A 20,290-nucleotide genomic window follows, 5' to 3' on the forward strand; every position below is an offset into this window, starting at 1 on the left:
AGAGCTGTGTAGGGTGGACAACGCTTTCTTGTCCACCAACTTCTGCGACTGACCGCAATGGGTCGATTCTGTTGAAAAACCCCAGGGGCCTTTTGGAGCTCGCTTCGAGGCTAGAAAACACACAATTTACGCGTCGCTACGAAAAATCCGGCCCTGTTCACCCTTAAAAAGCGCACTTTTTTCAATCTCCGCACGGCAATCATTTGCAGCAAGAATTGCAGGGGAGTTTTTCAACAGAATCGATCGACTGTCGCCAATCCTGACTGGCCGGGTTCGACCCCAGCGAACTCTCCAGCAACAGTCCTCAGATCGCACGCTGATTTACTCTTCGCGACAGTTACTGGGCAGACTCCTTTCGCTCCGGCTCGCGATCAACAAGGATGTCGTGGCGGTCGCGGAGCAAAATGGTGTCCTCTGCGTCAGGACAGCTGCTCACTCATCTCGGCAATAACGATCGTCACTATGGCACGCAGGCAGCGCATCTCACCGGCCAGGGTTGCCCTGAGCTCCGGACGCTGCTCCGCGATGGCCCGGTTCGCCTGCTCTACTTCCCCCAGCATCGCTTGAGAGTGCTCCCGGACCCCCTTCACCAGCTTCGCCAGTTGGCTGCCGGCGGTGGCCTGCTTGATGCCCAGTGCCTCGCCGGCCGCCAGCAACTGCTGGCGGTTCAGGTTCGCAATGCGGGATTCGTCACCAATGGGCCAGGCCAGCTCCACCGCTTGCGGCCAGAGGTCCTTGTCGAATGACCGGGTATCGTACACAGCGGTGCTCAGCAGGTCGTAGAAGGGAGCCAGCGCCACGCCGCTGGGCTTCATCATGAAGCTGAGGTTCTTGAGGTGGGCGTCGGTGTTGCCCACCAGCACGTTGAATCCAAGCCACTGGTACAGTGCCAGGCGCGCCTTTGCAGGGATGCTGCACAGCCTGCTTAGCGCCTCGAGTCGCTCGATGCTGCCTGAGCTGTACTTGTAGGCCTTGTCCAGACCGAGGAGTTGGCAGGCGTCGATGCTGTGCAGTCTTTCCCAGCCGTGCGGGCCGTGCCGGCGGTCGAACCGCTCGATCAGGTACACAGGCTCCGGCACATAGCGCCGGCTGACTGCGGGTACGTTCAGCCCGACCCTGTTGGCGAGGGTCATCACGAACCATTCGTTGATGACCGAGTGCGCGTATGCCTCCGCGGGATGGTCGGGCTTGAGGATGTGAGTGGAAGGGGCGCTACCAGACGGCTCCATGAGCTGGTCACCGTCCAAGACGATCGCCACCTTATGCTGCGCGCCGGCGAGCGACATGTGCTTGCGCGCCGCCTGGGCGAGCGGAACCTGAGGCATGTTGCGGATGCGCCTCGACAGCTCCTCATCGGGGAGCGGGATCAGCTCACCGGCAATCTGCTGCTGGTCCGGCGGCAGCAGCGTGATCGAGCCTGCCGATTCGGCACCGAAATGGGCCAGCAGACCGAACGCGTCCTCGGTGCCAATTTTCGCGGCTCGGGCGATCAGTTGGCGCTGTCCTTCTTCCGGCAGCAGGTTGTCGAAGTACCACTGCACGGGGCGGTCGGTGGCACCGTCCACATGCGTGTCTGGCTGCAGCGGCAGGCTCGGGCACAGCGGGTAGCGCTCAGGGGCGGTGAGCCACTGCGCCGAGTAGGTGAACGTCCACAGGCCATTCTCCTCGGCCAGCGTTCCCACCAGGGTGCCGTTGATCCAGGCGTTCAGCTGGCGAGCCATCATCGACGCTCGTCCGCGTTGCCTTTGCGCTTCATGGGCAGCGAATCGCCGATGTACTTCGCGAGATTCGCCGATGCCTGGTCGGCAACCTCATCGGGCACCTCGACGGTCAGCCTGAGGCCAAGCTCCTGCATCACCTGGAAGAGCTTGCCCCACTGCACGGTCTCACCGCCGCGCTCGACCTTGCCGAGAAAGTTCTCGCTGACGCCTATGCTGCCAGCGGCGTCATCCTGGCGTATGGACATGGCCTTGCGGCTGGCGCGAATGACCAGGCCGAGCTTGTCCGCGGTGTCGATCTGGACTTTCATCGGTGAAATCCTCAAGCCTGCAAGGATTTTGCAGGACTAGTTAGCCACGAATCAATAATCCGCATGATTGTAAGGATTTCTTAGAAGGCGCTTCTATAGGTGGTGAAATCCTCACAGCCACGAGGATTTTATCTGTCCAAGACGAAATTTAAAGATAATCCGCACGACTGTGCGGATTGTCGCCTTGCGCCGAATCAGGGCGGGACTCCCTCTACCTGGCAAGTAAAAGTAACGCGACCGCTGGGTAGCGCCCGCCCACCTCGGAAGGCCGCCAGTTCTATACTCAACACGAGTCATACACGACCTGAAGGCGATCCATGCAAGCGCAATGTGCCACCACTGAAGAGTTGGAGTACCTCAACCGGGCGCTACGGACCTTGAGCGGGTGCAATCGGGCGCTGCTGCGCGCCGAAGACGAATGCGCGCTGCTCCAGGAGATCTGCCGGGTGGTGGTCGAGGAAGCCGGTTACCGCTTCGCCTGGGTCGGCCGCGCCGAGCACGACGCGGCGAAGACGGTCACTCCCGTGGCCTATGCCGGGGTCGAACAAGCCTATGTGGATTCGCTCAACATGACCTGGGCGGACGCCGAGCGCGGCCACGGTCCCACCAGCACCGCGATTCGTACCGGCCACCTGAGCGTGACCCGCAATGTACAGACCGACCCGAACACGGCGCCTTGGCGCGAGGGCGCGATCGAGCACGGGATAGCCTCGGTGCTGTCGCAGCCGCTGCGGGTCGAAGGCGAGATCTTCGGCGCCATCGGCATCGGCGCCCCGGAGCCCGATGCGTTTGGCGAGAAGGAAGTGGAACTGCTCACCGAGGCCGCCGAAGATCTGGCGTTCGGCATCCAGGCCCTGCGCACCAAGGCCAAGCGCAAACAGGCAGAGCAGGAGATCCAGGGGCTGAACCGCGTCCTGTCGACGCGGGTGGCGGTCAACCATGCGCTGATTCATGCCACGGACGAGCCGGCCCTGCTCAAGGAGATCTGCCGGGTGCTGGTGGCGGATTGTGGCTACCGCCTGGCCTGGGTCGGCTACCGTCAGGGGGATGAGGACCAGCCCTACCGCCCCGTGGCCCACGAGGGGTTCGACGAGGGCTTCCTCGCAGTCGGATTCGCCTGGGGATCCAGTGCGGAGGGGATGGCCTTTATTCGCAAGATCCACGCGTCGCTCGAGAGCGGTCAACCGGTGGTGCTGCGCGACATCCTCAACGACCCCGAGGCCCCGCTGCGCGAGGAAGCGCGCGAGCGCGGTTTCGCATCTGCCATAGTGTTGCCCCTGCGCGTCGAAGGCGAGCTGATCGGGACGCTGGTCATCATGGCGGCGCAAGCCGAGGCGTTCGACGACAAGGAAGTCGACCTACTGCTCGCCACGGCCAATGACCTGGGCTTCGGCATCAGCACCCTGCGCACTCGCGCCAGGGCCGCCGAGGCGGAGGCCACCATCAAGCGCATGGCTTACTCCGACGCCCTCACCGGGCTGCCGAACCGGGTTCGCCTGCACGAGCTGCTGGAGCAAGCGCTAGCCGCCGCCAAGCAGGAGCGGCGGCCGCTCGGCCTGCTGCAGTTGGAAGTCGGGCGCAACCGCGAGATCAATGAAATCCTCGGCTACCGCGAGGCCGACCGGCTGCAGCAGGAAGTCGCGGCTCGCCTGGTGCAGACGGTGGGCACGGCGAACGCGGTGGCCCGGGTCGGCGAGTGCGAGTTCGCGGTGCTGATGCCCAGCGGCGGCGCCGAGCAGGCCTCGCAGCTGGCGCAGCGAATCCTGGTGGCGCTGTATGAGCCGATCGAGCTTTCCGGGCTGTTCCTCGATGCCCGGGCGAGCATCGGGATCGCCCTGTATCCCGGTCACGGCACCGACCCGGAGGCGTTGATCCGCCGGGCCAGCATCGCCCGGGAGCAGGCCAAGCGCTCCAGCAGCGGCTATGCGCTGTTCAAGGGCGGCCTGGATCTGGAATGCGCGCAGCGCGTCGCGCTGATGGGCGACCTGCGGCGGGCGATCGAACGCAACGAGCTCCTGCTGCATTACCAGCCGAAGCTGCAGATCGCCACCAACAAGGTGTGCGGCTCGGAAGCGTTGGTGCGTTGGCAGCATCCCCAGCACGGCCTGCTGGCGCCCGACGAATTCATCAAACTGGCCGAGAGCACCGGGCTGATCACCCCGCTCACCTACTGGGTGCTGGACACGGCGCTGGGCCAGCGCTACGCCTGGCACGAGGAAGGCATAGAGCGGCCGGTGTCGGTCAACCTCTCGGCCCAGGACCTGCGCGATCCCAAGCTGCTCGAACGGATCAACGGCGCCTTCGCCACCTGGGGCGCGCAACCGGACTGGATCGAGTTCGAGCTGACCGAAAGCGCCCTGATGGAGGACCCGGTGGCGGCGCTGGAGACGCTACTGCGGCTCAAGAGCCTCGATGCGCGCCTCGCCATCGACGATTTCGGCACCGGTTATTCATCGCTGGCCTACCTGCAGCGGTTGCCGGTGGACACGCTGAAGATCGACCAGTCCTTCGTCACCCGCATGACCAGCGACGAGAGCTCGGCGAAGATAGTGCGCTCCATCATCGAACTGGCGCATAACCTGGACCTCACGGTAGTCGCCGAAGGCGTCGAGGATCAGGCCACCTTGACCCAGCTTGGGCTGCTCGGTTGCGACATCGCCCAGGGCTACAGCATCAGCCGCCCGATCCCCGCGGAGCAGTTCCGCGATTGGGAAGCGCACTCGGCCTGGCACTGAGGACTTCGCTGCAATTCCGCAAACCCGTGCAGTTGGGGCAATAAGCGAAGTGCCGACGGATCGCTCACCTGAAGATGCAACCTCCAGCGTCGCGTTGGCCAGGCTCAACGGCCGTGCCGGCAAGCGCCCTGCCCCCGGTCTCGCGCTCTTGTCGGAGCGGATTTATCCGAGAGGGGCCGCCAAAATGCGGACAAAAGCAAACCGCGCCACTCGCTCGTGGGGGCCGATACCCGCGCGCGCCGCACCTCCATAAAAAACGGGCCATTAAGGCCCGTTAAACGCTCGGTAATCTCAGGCCTTGGCCGGCTGCCCGCGGAAATAGGGAATCACCTGCTCGCCGATGTTTTTCAGGGTCTCCAACTGCGCCCACTGCGGCACGGTGCCCATCTGGCAGATGAACAGGATCTCGTCGGCGCCGGCGTCCTGCAGACGCTGCACGTAGCCGATGCAATCTTCGACCGTGCCGTAGGCGTGGTTGGGGTTCATCATCGCCATGGTCGGGTCGGAGAAGTCCGCGGTGATCTCTTCCGAGGCGAAGCGCGACTTGATCACGCTCTGGCCATTGCCGTCGACGAAGGTGTCGTCCTTCCACTTCTCCGGGTCCGGACGCTCGCCGCCGGCGTACCAATAGGCCAGGGATTCCATGAAGTAGCGCTGGCCGCGGATGCCGATCTTGCGTGCCTGTTCGTTGTCGTCGAGGACGATGGCCGGGCACAGGGCGGCGATATGGCGGTTGGGACGGAAGCCGACCTGGTCCTTCTCGTCACGGTTGTCCCAGGCCTCGTGGTAGACGGCGACCTTCTTGGCGATCTCCTCCGGGCCGCCAAACCCCAGCACCAGCGCGCCCATGCCGCGCTCGCCGGCGCGCTTGAGCGATTCGGTGTTGGTGCAGGCCAGGTACATCGGCGGGTGCGGATACTGGTAGGGCTTGGGATGGATAGGCCGCAGGGGGATCTGCACGAAGTCGCCGTGATGCTCGATCTCGTCCTGCACGAACATCTTCGGGATCAGGTACATGGCCTCGTCGATCTGCGGCTGCAGGGTCGCCAGGTCGTAGCCGAAGGTGCCGGCTTCCTGCTGGGTGCCGCCCTTGCCGACGCCGAAGTGCACACGGCCCTTGGACAGCAGGTCGAGGGTGGCGATGCGCTCGGCCACCTTGACCGGATGGTTCATCGCCGGCGGCAGGCAGACCACGCCGTGGCCGATGCCGATGCGTTCGGTCTTGCCGGCGACGAAGGCCAGCATGGTCTCGGGCGCGGACATATGCGAGTAGTTGCTCAGCGCGGTGTGCTCGACGCACCAGAAGGTGTCGAAGCCGAGCTGGTCGGCGAGGACCGCTTGCTCCACGGTTTCTTCGAAAATCTTGCGGTCGCCTTCGCGGCTGGAGTCCACCGTCTGGGCTTCATAGATCAGTGAGAATTTCATGTTTGATCCTTGTACTTAATTGGCTGGTCGGTCGGCGGTCAGGGAGTGCGCCTTGCAGCCATGTTCGGGGATAGCAGCGGCGGTGGAATCGCTCAAACGGACTAGCACGTAGGGCGGACTCAGGAGCGTAGCGAACAGTCCGCCGTTGGAAATGGCGTACTGCTTCGCGAGTACGCCCTACGCTCGGCGGAGCGTCCTACGTCCTTGTAGCCGGCAGGACTTTCAGAGAAAGAAGTCGCTGCTGTCCTGGCCCATGCTCACGCCGCCGAGGTTCCAGGCGTACTTGGCCGGGCTGTTGGCGACGTGGGCGCGGCCGGTGTGGATGTCGCGGAAGGCGCGGTTGATCACGTGGCTGCGGAAGATGGTCGAGGCGCCGCTGTTGAACATCAGCTCGGACACCGCCTTGGCGCATTTATCGCCCACCAGGGCCGAGTCGTAACGCATCTTCACCCGCTCGGTCATCGTCAGCGGCTCGCCGTTCTGGGCGCGCTGCAGCATCAGGGCGAAGTTGCGCAGCAGCACCGTCTTGCATTCGTCGACTACGACCATGGCGTTGGCCAAGGCGGTCTGCGCCGCCGGGTCCTGGACCATCTTGCGCCCGTCGTTGACCCCGACGCGGGCGCGGTTGTGCTCGACGAACTGGTCGACCGCGCCCTGCAGCGCGCCGATCGCCGAGGACGACACGGCGCGGACGAAGATCTGCCCGAACGGCAGGCGGAACAGCGGAGCGGTGTTCACCGCGTTGCCCGGACTGTTCTGCATGAAACCGTCCAGGGCGCGATGGGTGCGGTATTCGGGGACCAAGGCGTTCTCCACCAGGATGTCGTGGGAGCCGGTGGCTTCCAGGCCCATGACGTTCCAGTTGTCGAGGATCTGGTAGTCGCCGCGCGGCAGCAGGAAGGTCCGATAGTCCGGCGCCCCGCCCGCCTCGGCCGGCGGCACCATGGCGCCGAGGAACACCCAGTCGCAGTGCTTGCTGCCGGAGGAGAAACCCCAGCGACCACTCAGGCGGAAGCCACCGTCGACCCGCTCGACCTTGCCCACCGGCATATAAGAAGAAGAAATCAGCACGCTGGAGTCCTGGCCCCAGACGTCTTGCGCGGCACGGTCATCGAACAGCGCCAGCTGCCAGTTGTGGATGGCCACCACGCCGAGCACCCAGGCCGAGGACATGCAGCCTTCGGCGAGGGTCATCTGCACCTCGAAGAAGTCCTTGGGTTCCAGCTCGTAACCTTTCCAGCGGGCGGGCTGGAGGATGCGGAAGAAACCGGCCTCCTGGAAATCGCGGATGGTCTCCTCCGGCAGTTGGCCGAGCTGCGCGGCCTGCGGCGCGCGCTCGCGCAGCAGCGGCACCAGCTCGCGGGCACGCTGGGTCAGACGCTGGCGAATCAGGTCTTGGTCGAGCATCTTGTTGGTCTCCTGTGTTCACCCCGTCCGCCGGGGCGCGCGTTCAGCGGGTGGCGGGCCGCGCTGCAGAAGAGCGGCGGCCGAGCCTACGCGGGCATTCAAGCAATGCCTGGACGGGCGGACATCCCTCAAACGGACCATATGGATATGCTCTTTCGCCATCGCGCAGGCTGGACACGCATCCTGTAGGAGCGGCCCATGGCCGCGATTGGGCCGCTCATTCAACACAGCTATCGCGGCCACCGACTTCCCACAAAAGCAACGCGGGTTTCCCCTGTCGAATCGGCACCGTTTACCAACGCGGTTTCGCGGCCATGGGCCGCTCCTACGGTGTGCAGCTCGAACCACTGGGATTGCGCGCTCGACTAGTCCCCTCGGACGATGTTGCCGCCGCGAGCCGTTGCAAGAATCCATCGCACTCCATGCACAACCAGCCGTGCACAACCAGAGGGCCGTGCGATGAACGAAGCCAACCTGAAAGCCGAGATGCTCCAAGCCATGCGCCGCCTGGCCAAGTCGGTGACCATCATCACCACCAGCAACGGTCGCGAGCGTTTCGCCATGTCCGCCACGGCGGTCGACTCGCTGAGCACCGAGCCACCGTCACTGCTGATCTGCGTCAACCAGACCGCCTCCCTGCACGCGGTGCTGGATGCCGGCGCGGACTTCTGCGTGAACATCCTCGGCCTGGAACAGGAACAGCTCTCGCACCTGTGCAGCGGGCCGATCAAGGGCGAGGCGCGCTTCCAACAGGGCAATTGGCTGAGCAGCGCCGAAGGCATTCCCTATCTGGGCGATGCGCAGTCGGCCATCCTCTGCCGCCAGGACGGCAAGTTCAGCTACGGCACCCACAGCATCTTCATCGGCCGTATCCAACAGATTTACAACGGCGCGGCGATCAGCCCGCTGGTTTATCTGGATGGTTCCTACACCACCACCGCTGCGCCCGCGCCGACCCTCGCGGCAGCCGGCTGAGGCGCGTGGTATGAGCGCGATAGAGGCTTTTGCACCATTGCGGGTGACCAACGCCGAGCAACTGACCTGGGACGACCAGGCTGAGCTGCTGGTGGTCGGTTTCGGCGGTGCCGGAGCCTGCGCGGCTATCGAGGCGGCCAGCCGTGGGTTGTCCGTGCTGGCCCTGGAACGCTTCGTCGGCGGCGGCGCCACCGCGATCAGCGGCGGCGTGGTCTATGCCGGCGGCGGTACGCCCTACCAGCTGCAGGCCGGCTACAGCGACAGCAGCGAGGCGATGTTCGGCTACCTGCGTCAGGAAGTCGGCGAGGCGGTATCCGCCGCGACTTTGCGCGACTTCTGCGACCGCAGCCGCGAGCAGCTGGCCTGGCTGGAGCGCCAGGGCGTGGCCTTCGAGGCCAGCGTGCCGCCGCAAAAAACCTCCTACCCGAGCGACCAGTACTACCTCTATTACTCCGGCAACGAAGCGGTGCCGGCCTATGCCGAACAAGCGCCGCCGGCACCGCGCGGACACCGGACAAAAGGCCCGGGGATGTCCGGCGCCAGCCTGTTCGCCGCGCTGAAAACCGCCGCCCTCAGCCGTGGTGTGCGCCTGCACAGCCAGTGCGAGGTGCGCCGCCTGGTCCTCAGCGAGTGCGATGAAGTGCTCGGCGTCGAGGCCTGGCAACTGCCGCCCGGCAGCCGCGCGGCATGCTGGCACGGACGCTTGAGCCGCTGGGCCACGGCGATCCATATGTATGCCCCGGCGCTGGCCGATGGTTTGCGCACGCGTCTGCGGCGGATCGAACGAGCACACGCCCAACGCCGGCTGATCCGCGCCGAACGTGGCGTGCTGCTGAGCGCGGGCGGCTTTATCTTCAACCGCGCGTTGGTTCGCCAGCATGCGTCGCAGTATTTGGCTGGGCTGCCGCTGGGTACCACTGGCTGCGACGGTAGCGGCATCCGCCTCGGGCAGAGCGCCGGTGGCGCACTGGAGCGGATGGACAAGGTCAGCGCCTGGCGCTTTATCAACCCACCACTGGCCTGGGCCCGCGGGCTGATCGTCAACGGCGCCGGTCAGCGCTACTGCAACGAAGAGGTGTATGGCGCCACGCTCGGCCACGCCATGGTCGAGGAACAGGGCGGCCGCGCCATCCTGATCCTCAATAAGGCCCTGGTGCGCGAAGCGCTGCGCCAGGTCGGGCCCGGTAAAGTCTGGCAGTTCCAGCGTTTGCCGGTACTGCTCAACCTGCTGTGCAACGCCAAACGCGCCGCCAGCCCGGCGGCCTTGGCCGAACGCTGCGGCTTGCCGGTGGCTGAACTGGAACAAAGTCTCGCCGCTTACAACCGCGCCGCCCGCGGCGAGGTAGCCGATGCCTTTGGCAAGTCGACGGCCATGCTCGCCGCCCTGGAACAAGGGCCTTGGTACGCACTCGATCTGTCCTTCGACAGCCGTCTGTTCCCTTGCCCGACCATCACCCTCGGCGGACTCAAGGTCTGCGAGCACAGCGGCCAGGTGCTGGACGACGCCGACGCGCCGATTGCCGGGCTGTACAGCGCCGGACGCAACGCCGTGGGTATCGCTTCCAACCTCTATGTGTCTGGCCTGTCGCTGGCCGACTGCGTTTATTCCGGTCGCCGCGCCGGCGCCCATATCGCCACGCACACCTCACTCGAAACCGCCTGATCAGGAGAACAACAATGAAACGCGTAGAAGGCAAAGTCTGCATCATCACCGGCGCCGCCAGTGGCGTCGGCCGCGAGGATGCCCTGCTGCTGGCCCGCGAAGGCGCCAAAGTAGTGTTGACCGACCTCAACGAGGAGGCCGGCCGCCAGGTCGCCGCCGAGATCGGCGCCAACGCCCTGTTTATCCGCCACGACATCGCCAGCGAAGCCGACTGGCAGAACGTCATCAAGCTCACCCTGGAACGCTTCGGCCGCCTCGATGTGCTGATCAATAATGCCGCCATCCTGGCCCTCGGCAGCATCGAGGACACCAGCCTGGAGCTGTGGCAGAAGGTGCAGAAGATCAACGGCGACGGCTACTTCCTCGGCTGCAAATACGCGGTGCAGGCGATGAAGGAAAGCGGCGGCGGCTCGATCGTCAATATGTCCTCGGTGGCGGCCCTGGGTGGCATGCCGATGTTCTGCGCCTACTCCGCCTCCAAGGGTGCGGTAGCGGCCATGACCCGTTCCGTGGCCCTGCACTGCAAACAGCAGGGCTACCGCATCCGCTGCAACAGCGTGCACCCGGACGGCATCAACACGCCGATGACCCAAGCCCTCACCGGTGGTCAACCGATCCCCCAGGAAACCCTCGACGCCGATCCGATGAACCGCATGTGCGCGCCGCAGGACATCGCCAACGTGGTGCTGTTCCTCGCCAGCAACGAGTCGCGCTTCATCAACGGCGCCGAGATCCGCGTCGACAACGCCCAGCTGATCAGCGGGATCTGAGAAGGTGTTTTCAAACTCGGCGAGCGAAGGTCAGGCAAGGCAAAAATGGCTGAGGAAGCGGAGTTTACGAGCTGTAAATGAGCATTCCGAAGCCATTTTTAACGCAGCATGACCGAGCGCAGACAATTTGAAAACAGCTTCTGAGGCGGAGGTGAACATGGGCACACAACAGCTGAACCTGACCCCGGCCGAAGCGACCACGCTGGGCGGCTACCGCCTGCAAGTGGCCGAGGTGATCGACGAGACTGCCGACGCCCGCTCGCTGGTGCTGCACGTGCCAGCCGAGCTGCACGAGCGCTTCCGCTACAAGCCAGGACAGTTCCTCAGCTTTCGCGTGCCCGTTGCCGGCAAGCTGCTAACCCGCTGTTACTCCATGGCCAGCTCGCCGGATTGCGATGCGCTGCCCAAGGTCACGGTGAAGCGGGTCGAGGGTGGACGGGTGTCCAACTGGATGAACCAACGGGTACAGGCCGGCGACTGGCTGGAGGTGCTGCCCCCGGCGGGACACTTCCATCTGACTGCGGGCGACCACGACCTAGTCCTGTTCGGTGGCGGCTCCGGCATTACTCCGGTGTTCTCCATCCTCAAGTCGGCGCTGCGCACCAGCCAGCGGCGGATCAAGCTGATCTACGCCAACCGCGACGACAGCTCGGTGATCTTCCGCGATGAACTGCGCCAGCTGGCCAAGGCCAATGGCGAGCGGCTGGAAGTGGTGCATGTGCTGGACTCGCTGCACGGTTACCTGACGGCGGAGGAAGTCCGACACCTGGTACGCGGCCATAGCGGCGCCGAATTCTTCATCTGCGGCCCCGGCCCTTTTATGGACACGGTGGAACGGGCGTTGCTGGCGCTGGGTGAGGCGCCTGCGCGCATCCATGTCGAACGCTTCGTCTCGCCGCCCGACCCAGATGAGCTGCTGGCACAGGAGGCCGAAGCGCGTGCGGCAACTGCCGGTTCGGCTTGCGAAGTCTTGGCCGTGGAGCTGGATGGCCGGCTCCACGAAATTGCCTGCCGGCCTGGCGACACATTGCTGCAAAGCTGCAAGGCCGCCGGCCTGGATGTGCCCTCCTCCTGCGAGGAGGGCTTCTGCGGCGCCTGCATGTGCAAGGTACAGGAAGGCGACACCCTGCTGGCGCGCAACGACGTGCTCAGCGCCCAGGAGTTGGCCGAAGGCTGGACCCTGGCCTGCCAGAGCCGGCCAACCAGTGCACGGGTGCGGTTACAGTTTCCGGATTGAGGAGTTGTCCTGAGCGTCTGTTCCTTTGTTCCCGGCTTCGGCCGGGTTTTTTATGGGCCGCTGGAATGAGATGGGGGCCGTGTTGGTTTCTGTAGGAGCGGATTTATCCGCGATGCTGTGGTGGCCCAATCGCGGATAAATCCGCTCCTACAAAAGCTCGTCGCGTCCCGTCGGCTGACGCTTGATCGCCGGCTAGTCCCAATGGACGATCACCGGCGGCCGTGCTGTGGTTAGACTCCGAACGAAGAACTTGGCCCACAACAATAATGAGGTTCAGTTATGGCACGTTTGCAGAACAAGGTAGCGGTCGTGACCGGTGCCGCTTCGGGTATAGGTCTGGCCTGTGTACGCCGCTTCGCCGAGGAAGGCGCGCAAGTAATCGGTCTGGACCTTGGCGAGCCGCCGGCCGAAGCCCTGCAGGGTCTCGACCCGGCGCCGCTGTTCCTGCGCCTGAACGTCACCGACGAAGCGCAGACCCAGGCGGTGATGGCCGAGGTGATAGCGCGCTTCGGCCGTATCGACGCGCTGGTCACCGCCGCCGGCGTCGCCAGCCAGGGCAGCGTGACCCAGACCGACACCGCCAGTTGGCAGCGCATGCTCGACATCCACCTCAACGGCTGCATGTTCGCCTGCAAGTACGCGCTGCCGCAGATGGTCGCCCAGCGCAGCGGCTCGATCATCACCTTCGGCTCGATCTTCGGTCTGCAGGGCTGCGACGGCAACGTCGCCTACAACGTGGCCAAGGGCGGCATCAACCAGCTGACCCGCTCCATGGCCATCGACTACGGCTACGCCAACGTGCGGGTCAACGGCCTCTGCCCCGGCCTGATCGAGACGCCGATGACCAGCATGGTCCGCGAGAACGAGGCCTTCCATGCCTACTTCGCCTCGCAGCATATGCTGGCGCGTGCCGGGCAGCCGGAAGAAGTGGCCAACGTTGCACTGTTCCTCGCCTCCGACGAGGCTTCCTTCGTCAGCGGGCAGATGATTGCCGTCGATGGTGGTTTCTCCGCTGGCCGCCGCTTTGCCCCGCCGCCGCTTTAAGAGTCAGTTCTAGATTCCCGGCCGGGCACCCTGCCCGGCTGTTCTCATCCGTTTCCATCCTCTGCCTGAGGAGGCGCCATGCCGTCCGTTGAAAACGCCGTCACCATTCCGCAACTCATGGCCGCCGCCGCACGGGCCTACGGCGACAGCCCGGCCATCGAGGAGGCCGGCCGGCGGATCAGCTACCGCGAACTCGACCAACTGCGCCGCCAAGCCGCCCGCGCCTTGCTGGCGCTGGGTGTGCAGACCGGTGAACGGGTGGCGATCTGGGCGCCGAATATCTGGGAATGGATAGTCGCGGCCACGGCGCTGCAAAGCGTCGGCGCCGCCCTGGTGCCGTTGAACACGCGGATGAAGGGCACCGAGGCCGGCTTCGTCCTGCGCGAGAGCGGTGCCAGCCTGCTGTTCTCGATAGGCGAGTTCCTCGGTGTCGACTATCCGCGTCAACTGGAAGGCGAAGCCTTACCGGCCCTACGCCAGATCGTCAGCCTGCGCGGCGCCGGCAACGGCGCTCTGGCCTGGAGGGATTTTCTCGCCCTGGCCGCCGAGGTTTCGCCGGCCGAGCTGGTGGTGCGTGAGGAGTCGGTCAACCCGCAGTCGCTCTCCGATCTGCTGTTCACCTCCGGCACCACCGGCAAGCCCAAAGGGGTCATGACCCAGCATGGGCAGAACCTGCGGGTGGTGCGCGACTGGAGCGCGGTGGTCGGCCTGCGTGAGGGCGACCGCTACCTGATCGTCAATCCGTTCTTCCACTCTTTCGGCTACAAGGCCGGCTGGCTGGCGGCGCTGATGCGCGGCTGCACCATCCTGCCGCAACAGGTGTTCGATGTGCAGGCGGTGCTGGAGTGTGTGGCGCGCGAGCGCATCAGCGTGCTGCCGGGGCCACCGACCCTCTATCAATCGTTGCTCGCCCACCCGCAGCGGGCGCAGTACGACCTGTCCTCGCTGCGGGTGGCGGTGACCGGCGCAGCGGCGATTCCGGTGCAGATGATCCATCGCATGCGTGATGAGCTCGGTTTCCAGACCATCATCACCGCCTACGGGCTGACCGAAGTCTGCGGCTTCGCCACCATCTGCCGCCCCGGAGACGCCCCCGAGCTGGTCGCCACCACTAGCGGGCGGGCCATGCCTGGCATCGAACTTTGCTGCGTGGATGCCGAGGGCAACCTGCTATCGCCAGGCGAACCCGGCGAGGTATTGGTGCGTGGCTACAACCTGATGCAGGGCTACTTCAACGACCCCCAGGCCAGCCTGGAGACCATCGATAACGACGGCTGGCTGCATACCGGGGATATCGGCGTACTCGACGCGCAGGGCTATCTGCGCATCACCGACCGGCTGAAGGACATGTTCATCACCGGCGGCTTCAACGTCTACCCGGCGGAGATCGAGCAATGCCTGCTGAAGTATCCGGGGCTAGCCCAGGTCGCGGTGATCGGCATCCCCGACGAACGCCTCGGCGAGGTGGCGATGGCCTTTGTGCTGCCGACACCCGGTAGCCTGATCGAGGAGCCGGCCCTGCTCGCCTGGTGCCGCGAACAGATGGCCAATTACAAGGTGCCGCGGCGGGTGCAACTGCTCCAGGCCATGCCGCTGAATGCCGCCGGCAAGGTGACCAAGAATGCCTTGCGCGAACTGGCCGCGGCCGGAGCCTAAGGCTCGTCCCACGCGCACAGACTGGCAAAACCCCACCCCGCAACCGAGGACTCTCTGAAATGGAAAAGATCATCTACCTCGTCTGGCGCGACGCCCAGACCGACAGTGAAACCTTCGCCCAGCGCCTGCGCGGTGAAGTCGCCAACCAGCTCCTGGCCCTCGGCGCCTGCGGCCTGCAAGTGAATGTCGTCGACCGCCAGGTCGAAGCCGCCGCCGGTCTGCGCCAGGCCAACAGCCAGCCGCTGATGGACGGCAGCGTGGCGCTGTGGGTCGACAGCGCCATCGCCCAGTTCCGCCAACCGTTCGAGGCAGTGCTGGCGTCGGCGGTCGCGCGACTGGCCGGCTATCTGGTCAGCGAGTCCGTGCCGATCCGCAACACCCGCTTCCCGGCCGTGCCGGGCGAACGCACCCACGGTTTCGCCCAGCTGGCCCTGCTGACCCGCCCGGCCGGGCAGGATCCGGCGACCTGGTTGGACATCTGGCACAACCACCACACCCAGGTGGCGATCGACACCCAGGACAACTTCCAGTATGTGCAGAACCTGGTGCTGCGCCCGCTGAACGCGGACGCGCCGAAGTTCGACGCCATAGTCGAGGAGTGCTTCCCGCCAGCGGCGATGACCGACCCACAGGCGTTCTTCGACGCCGTCGGCGACGAGGCAAAATTCCAGCGCAACCTGGCGGCGATGATGGAGAGCTGCCAGCGCTTCATCGACTTCGACAAGATCGATGTGCTGCCGACCAGCCAGTACCTGCTCAAGGCCGCCATGGCCGACTGATTGAACGCCGACGCGGCAATAAAGAACGGGCCCTGGGGCCCGTTTTTTATCGTTCTCGGATCACTCGCGCTGGATGCGGCACATGCCGGCTAGAGGCTCAGGCCAACGACACCACGCTGTTCAGCAGGGTTTTCACCAGCAAGGCCTGGCGCGTGGCGCCGGTCTTGGCGAACACGCCGCGCAGATGAGCGCGCACGGTATTTTTCATCACCCCGAGCTTGTCGGCCGCTTCATCGAGGGTCAGGCCGTCCATCATCAGCAAGGCCACCTCGGTTTCGGTCGCGGTCAGCTGGAACAGTTTGCGCAGCAACCGCCGCGAGGCCTGCGGCGAATCCGCCGGGTCACGGATGAACACCGCGACCGCCGGACGCCGGGCGCCGTCATGGGCCTGGTAGTTGAGGGGAATCGGCCGCAGCAGCAGGTTCAGCGGCATCTCCCCGGTCGGGCGCGACAAGGCGATGACCTCGACGCTGTTGCTGGCGCCGCACAGGTGCTGCTGCAGGACAGTCTGGATCGCCTGCTGCAACGCCCGGTTCTCGCTCGCCGAGTGCGCGCAGAGTCTGTCGTGGCGGCTATAGAGCCCGTCCTTGGCGGCGAACAGGCGATCGGCCGCCGCGTTGCGGCTCATCACCTTGCCGTTTTCGTCGAGGATCACGGTGCCGAGCAGCATGCGGTCGATGGTGGCGGCATAGAGCATGCGCTCCGAATTCAGCTCGTCCAGGCTCGCGTGCAGATCGACCGCCCGCTGCAGGTGCGGCAGCAGGACGGACACCAGGGCCTTGTCGGCCTCAGCGAAATCGCAGTCGATATGGTTGCGGCAGACGAAGAACGCGCAGTCCACCCCCGCCGCGGTGCGCAGATTGGCAACCAGGACGTAGCGCAGGTCGAGCGGTTGCAGATACTGGCGGTAGAAGTCGTGCGCCTCCCAGGCCGCCGCACCGAACACCTCGTCGGCGCTCGCCAGCCGATCCACCGGCCAGTCGATGAATGGGCAGATCGAATAGTAGTGCTCGCTGTACGAAGGCTCCCCCGGCAGCAAGGGACCGAAGGCCGAGGCGTTGACGATCAGCCCGGGCCTATCGCTGGCCGGGTTGCGCAACACCAGGGTGACGAAGCTGGCGGCCAGGCGCTGGCGGAGCATTTCCAGAAAACCCGACCAAGGGATCGGCTCCTGCGGGCCCTGGTAGATGCGCCCGAGAAACTCGCTCAGGCCGGCCGGATCGAGCGCCGCCAGCTCATACAGGGCCGGCGTTGCCGTTGGGCTAACAGGTGAGGCTTCACTGAACATGCTGGGTCTTCTCCGAACCTGGGCTGATGGTGGATTGAGCGACCTGTACCCTGAGTATTCGCCAGGGCCGGCAGGGGTAAATCGTCCGTTCAGCCTATGTCCAGGCGCTGTTGCCGGCACGGACGGACAACCCGCCCGCGCCGGCAGTCCCCATCAGTTCCCCAGCCTGGCCAGCACGTGCTCGACAATGCGCTCGGCCGCCGCCTCGGCGCTGTCGCTGCAGGTATCGATGCGGATGTCCGGCTGCTCCGGCGGCTCGTAAGGCGAATCGATACCGGTGAAGTTCATCAGTTCTCCGCACCGAGCCTTCTTGTACAGCCCCTTGGGATCGCGCTGTTCGGCGACCTCGATCGAGGTGTCGATAAAGATCTCGATGAAGGCGCCATCGCCGACCAGGTTACGCGCCATCTCGCGCTCCGAACGGAACGGTGAAATGAACGAAACCAGGGTGATCAGCCCGGCATCCAGCATCAGCCGCGCCACCTCCGCCACCCGGCGGATGTTCTCGACCCGGTCGGCGTCCGCAAAGCCCAGGTCCTTGTTCAGACCGTGGCGCACGTTGTCGCCGTCGAGCAGATAGGTGTGCCGCCCCAGCGCGTGCAGCTTGCGCTCGACCAGATTGGCGATGGTCGACTTACCCGCTCCGGACAGGCCGGTGAACCACAGGATGCAGGGTGTCTGCCCTTTGAGCGCCGCGTGCGCCTGGCGGTTGATGTCGATCGCCTGCCAATGCACGTTCTGCGAGCGCCGCAAGGCGAAGTGCAGCATGCCGGCACCGACCGTGTTGTTGCTCAAGCGGTCGATCACGATGAAGCCGCCGGTGTCGCGATTGTCGCTGTAGGCATCGAAAGGAATCGCCTGATCCAGGCTCAGGTTGCCGACGCCGATCTCATTCAGCTCCAGGGTCTTGGCCGCCAGCTGGTCGAGGGTGTTGACGTTGACCTTGTGCTTGAGCGTTGCACAGGTCATCCCCAAAGTGCGGCTACCGATCTTCAGCAGGTACGGCCGACCGGGCAACATCGGCTCCTCACCCATCCACACCAGCGTCGCTTCGAATTGATCGGCGACAGCCATCGGCGCATCGCTCAGGACCATCACGTCGCCCCGGCTGATGTCGATTTCATCCTCCAGGGTCAGGGTCACCGCCTGGCCGCAGATCGCGCCTTCCTGCTCGCCGGACGGGGTGATGATGCTGGCGATGCGGCTTTCCTTGCCCGAGGGCAGCACGCGAATCCGCTCGCCACGGCGAATGGCACCGGAGACGATACTGCCGGCGTAACCCCGGAAGTTCAGGTTCGGCCGGTTGACCCACTGCACCGGCAGACGGAAGGGCGACTGGCCACGGCTCTCGTCTTCCAGGGGAACCTGTTCCAGGTGCTCCAGCAGCGTAGGCCCCTGATACCAGGGAGTATTCACGCTGGCCTCGATCACGTTGTCGCCACGCAGGGCCGACAGCGGGATGCAGACGATGTTGTGCAGGCCGATCTGGGCGGCGAACGCACGGTACTCGGCTTCGATCCGCGCGAACAGCTCCTGAGAATAGCCGACCATGTCCAGCTTGTTCACCGCCACCACCACCTGGCGAATGCCGATCAGGGACACCAAATAGCTGTGCCTGCGGGTCTGGGTCAGCAGGCCTTTGCGCGCATCGATCAGCAGCACCGCCACATCGGCGGTGGAAGCGCCAGTCACCATATTGCGGGTGTACTGCTCGTGTCCCGGAGTGTCGGCGACGATGAACTTGCGCTTGTCGGTCGAGAAGAAACGGTAGGCCACGTCGATGGTGATGCCCTGCTCGCGCTCGGCGGACAGGCCATCCACCAGCAGCGCGAAGTCGAGCTCGCCGCCTTGGGTGCCCATCTTCTTCGAGTCCGCCTCGAGCTGGCCGAGCTGGTCCTCGAAGAGCATCTTCGACTCATACAGCAGCCGGCCGATCAGCGTGCTCTTGCCGTCGTCGACACTGCCGCAGGTGATGAAACGCAACAGCCCCTTGCTCTGCTGCGCGTGTAGCTTGCGCTGACCATCCGCAGCGCACAGTTCAGTGATCTGGCTCATCAGAAATACCCCTCTTGCTTTTTCTTCTCCATGGAGCCTGCCGAATCGCTGTCGATCAGCCGCCCTTGCCGTTCCGAAGTTCTGCTCAGGAGCATTTCCTGAATGATTTCCGGCAGGCTCTGCGCCGTGCTCTCGATCGCCCCGGTGAGCGGGTAACAGCCCAGCGTGCGGAAGCGCACCTTGCGCATCTCCGGCACCTCGCCTGGGAGCAGCGGCATGCGTTCGTCGTCAACCATGATCAGCGTGCCGTCACGACTCACCACGGGGCGCTCCTTGGCGAAGTACAACGGAACTATGGGGATATCGTTGAGGTGGATGTATTCCCAGATATCCAGCTCGGTCCAGTTCGAGATGGGGAACACCCGCAGGCTCTCGCCCTTGCGTTTGCGCGTGTTGTACAGGCGCCACAGCTCGGGCCTCTGCATTTTCGGGTCCCAGCGATGCTGCTCGGAACGGATCGAGAAGATCCGCTCCTTGGCCCGCGACTTCTCCTCGTCGCGCCGGGCGCCGCCGAAGGCCGCATCGAAGCCGTAGTGGTCTAGCGCCTGCTTGAGGCCCTGGGTCTTCCAGATGTCGGTATGCACCGCCGAGCCGTGACTGAACGGGTTGATATTGCGTTCGAGCCCTTCCGGGTTCACATGCACCCGCAGGTCGAGGCCCAGGCGTTCGACGGTCTCGTCGCGAAAGGCGATCATTTCGCGAAACTTCCAGGTGGTGTCGACATGCAGCAAGGGAAACGGCAGCCGACCCGGGGCGAACGCCTTCAGTGCCAGGTGCAGCATGACCGCACTGTCCTTGCCGATCGAATACAGCATCACCGGGTTTTCGCACTCGCCCACCACCTCGCGCATGATGTGAATGCTTTCTGCTTCCAGCCTTTGCAAATGAGTCAACATCTCTGATCTCCTCAGTCTTGCCGGGCCTATCCCCTGTGGTCGGGCCCTGCTGGAGAACACGGTATTCAAACCCTCGATTCGGACTCTTCGTCTAACCAGACTAAGAATTTCAGGATGGGCAGAGCGCAGTGGCGGGCGCAGAGAGCGCGGAAGGACGGGAGGCGCGTCGAGCAGAGAGCGTGACGAAAAAAGAGGGCCGTGGAATCTCCACTCAGTGCCCGTAATGGCCGATTTTTCGGGCCGCTGCAGGTGGCATGCGTAGGGTGCGCTGTGCGCACCAAATGCCGGCTGCAAACGGTGCGCATAGCGCACCCTACGCATTCAGGCGCTA

15 protein-coding genes are annotated in these 20,290 nt (G+C 64.8%); 8 read left to right on the top strand and 7 right to left on the bottom strand.

Going from position 1 to position 20,290, the window contains the following annotated elements:
* Nucleotides 1-419: 419 nt before the first annotated feature.
* A complete protein-coding gene (locus FFS12_RS04975) occupies nucleotides 420-1,721 on the bottom strand; it encodes a HipA domain-containing protein (protein WP_137885779.1) in 1,302 nt (433 codons plus the stop codon).
* Complete coding sequence (locus tag FFS12_RS04980; RefSeq protein ID WP_137885780.1) at nucleotides 1,721-2,029, bottom strand: helix-turn-helix domain-containing protein; 309 nt, start codon at nucleotides 2,027-2,029, stop codon at nucleotides 1,721-1,723. Before FFS12_RS04980 ends, FFS12_RS04975 begins: the two co-directional genes overlap by 1 nt.
* Nucleotides 2,030-2,346: 317 nt before the next feature.
* Between FFS12_RS04980 and FFS12_RS04985 the strand changes: the two genes are divergently transcribed.
* Nucleotides 2,347-4,764, top strand: a complete 2,418-nt coding sequence (locus FFS12_RS04985) for a GGDEF domain-containing protein (RefSeq protein WP_137885781.1) — start codon at nucleotides 2,347-2,349, stop codon at nucleotides 4,762-4,764.
* A 291-nt stretch (nucleotides 4,765-5,055) separates the two neighbouring features.
* On the opposite strand, the gene FFS12_RS04990 is transcribed toward FFS12_RS04985, so the two are convergent.
* Nucleotides 5,056-6,189: an LLM class flavin-dependent oxidoreductase gene (locus tag FFS12_RS04990; protein WP_137885782.1), complete on the bottom strand. Its 1,134-nt coding sequence runs from the start codon at nucleotides 6,187-6,189 to the stop codon at nucleotides 5,056-5,058.
* A gap of 222 nt (nucleotides 6,190-6,411) precedes the next feature.
* Entirely contained in the window at nucleotides 6,412-7,596 is a 1,185-nt protein-coding gene (locus tag FFS12_RS04995; protein ID WP_137885783.1) for a flavin-dependent monooxygenase, read from the bottom strand.
* 459 nt (nucleotides 7,597-8,055) lie between these two features.
* On the opposite strand from FFS12_RS04995, the gene FFS12_RS05000 reads away from it, so the two are divergent.
* The 7 genes from FFS12_RS05000 (at nucleotide 8,056) to FFS12_RS05030 (ending at nucleotide 15,720) form a co-directional block, all read left to right on the top strand.
* On the top strand, nucleotides 8,056-8,571 hold the full coding sequence (locus tag FFS12_RS05000; protein ID WP_137885784.1) for a flavin reductase family protein: 516 nt from the start codon (nucleotides 8,056-8,058) through the stop codon (nucleotides 8,569-8,571).
* A 10-nt stretch (nucleotides 8,572-8,581) separates the two neighbouring features.
* The gene (locus FFS12_RS05005; protein ID WP_137885785.1) at nucleotides 8,582-10,234 is read left to right on the top strand and encodes an FAD-binding protein; all 1,653 of its coding nucleotides are present in this window, start codon (nucleotides 8,582-8,584) and stop codon (nucleotides 10,232-10,234) included.
* Nucleotides 10,235-10,248: 14 nt separating this feature from the next.
* Complete coding sequence (locus FFS12_RS05010) at nucleotides 10,249-11,004, top strand: glucose 1-dehydrogenase (protein WP_137885786.1); 756 nt, start codon at nucleotides 10,249-10,251, stop codon at nucleotides 11,002-11,004.
* 157 nt (nucleotides 11,005-11,161) lie between these two features.
* Nucleotides 11,162-12,241 (top strand): ferredoxin--NADP reductase, encoded by a 1,080-nt coding sequence (locus tag FFS12_RS05015; protein WP_137885787.1) that lies wholly within the window; start codon nucleotides 11,162-11,164, stop codon nucleotides 12,239-12,241.
* A gap of 279 nt (nucleotides 12,242-12,520) precedes the next feature.
* Nucleotides 12,521-13,285 (top strand): SDR family NAD(P)-dependent oxidoreductase, encoded by a 765-nt coding sequence (locus FFS12_RS05020; protein WP_137885788.1) that lies wholly within the window; start codon nucleotides 12,521-12,523, stop codon nucleotides 13,283-13,285.
* Between the two features lie 78 nt (nucleotides 13,286-13,363).
* Entirely contained in the window at nucleotides 13,364-14,941 is a 1,578-nt protein-coding gene (locus FFS12_RS05025; protein ID WP_137885789.1) for a FadD3 family acyl-CoA ligase, read from the top strand.
* A 59-nt stretch (nucleotides 14,942-15,000) separates the two neighbouring features.
* Nucleotides 15,001-15,720, top strand: a complete 720-nt coding sequence (locus tag FFS12_RS05030) for an EthD domain-containing protein (RefSeq protein WP_137885790.1) — start codon at nucleotides 15,001-15,003, stop codon at nucleotides 15,718-15,720.
* Nucleotides 15,721-15,817: 97 nt separating this feature from the next.
* On the opposite strand, the gene FFS12_RS05035 is transcribed toward FFS12_RS05030, so the two are convergent.
* From FFS12_RS05035 to cysD, 3 genes are all read right to left on the bottom strand, one after another.
* A complete protein-coding gene (locus FFS12_RS05035) occupies nucleotides 15,818-17,008 on the bottom strand; it encodes a helix-turn-helix transcriptional regulator (RefSeq protein WP_137885791.1) in 1,191 nt (396 codons plus the stop codon).
* A gap of 153 nt (nucleotides 17,009-17,161) precedes the next feature.
* Nucleotides 17,162-19,063 (bottom strand): sulfate adenylyltransferase subunit CysN, encoded by a 1,902-nt coding sequence (gene cysN, locus FFS12_RS05040; protein WP_137885792.1) that lies wholly within the window; start codon nucleotides 19,061-19,063, stop codon nucleotides 17,162-17,164.
* The gene (gene cysD / locus FFS12_RS05045) at nucleotides 19,063-20,280 is read right to left on the bottom strand and encodes a sulfate adenylyltransferase subunit CysD (protein WP_256657267.1); all 1,218 of its coding nucleotides are present in this window, start codon (nucleotides 20,278-20,280) and stop codon (nucleotides 19,063-19,065) included. The genes cysN and cysD overlap by 1 nt, the downstream gene beginning before the upstream one ends.
* Between the last annotated feature and the right edge of the window lie 10 nt (nucleotides 20,281-20,290).

It is taken from the genome of Pseudomonas sp. 2FE (assembly GCF_005503735.1).
Taxonomy (GTDB): Bacteria; Pseudomonadota; Gammaproteobacteria; order Pseudomonadales; family Pseudomonadaceae; genus Aquipseudomonas.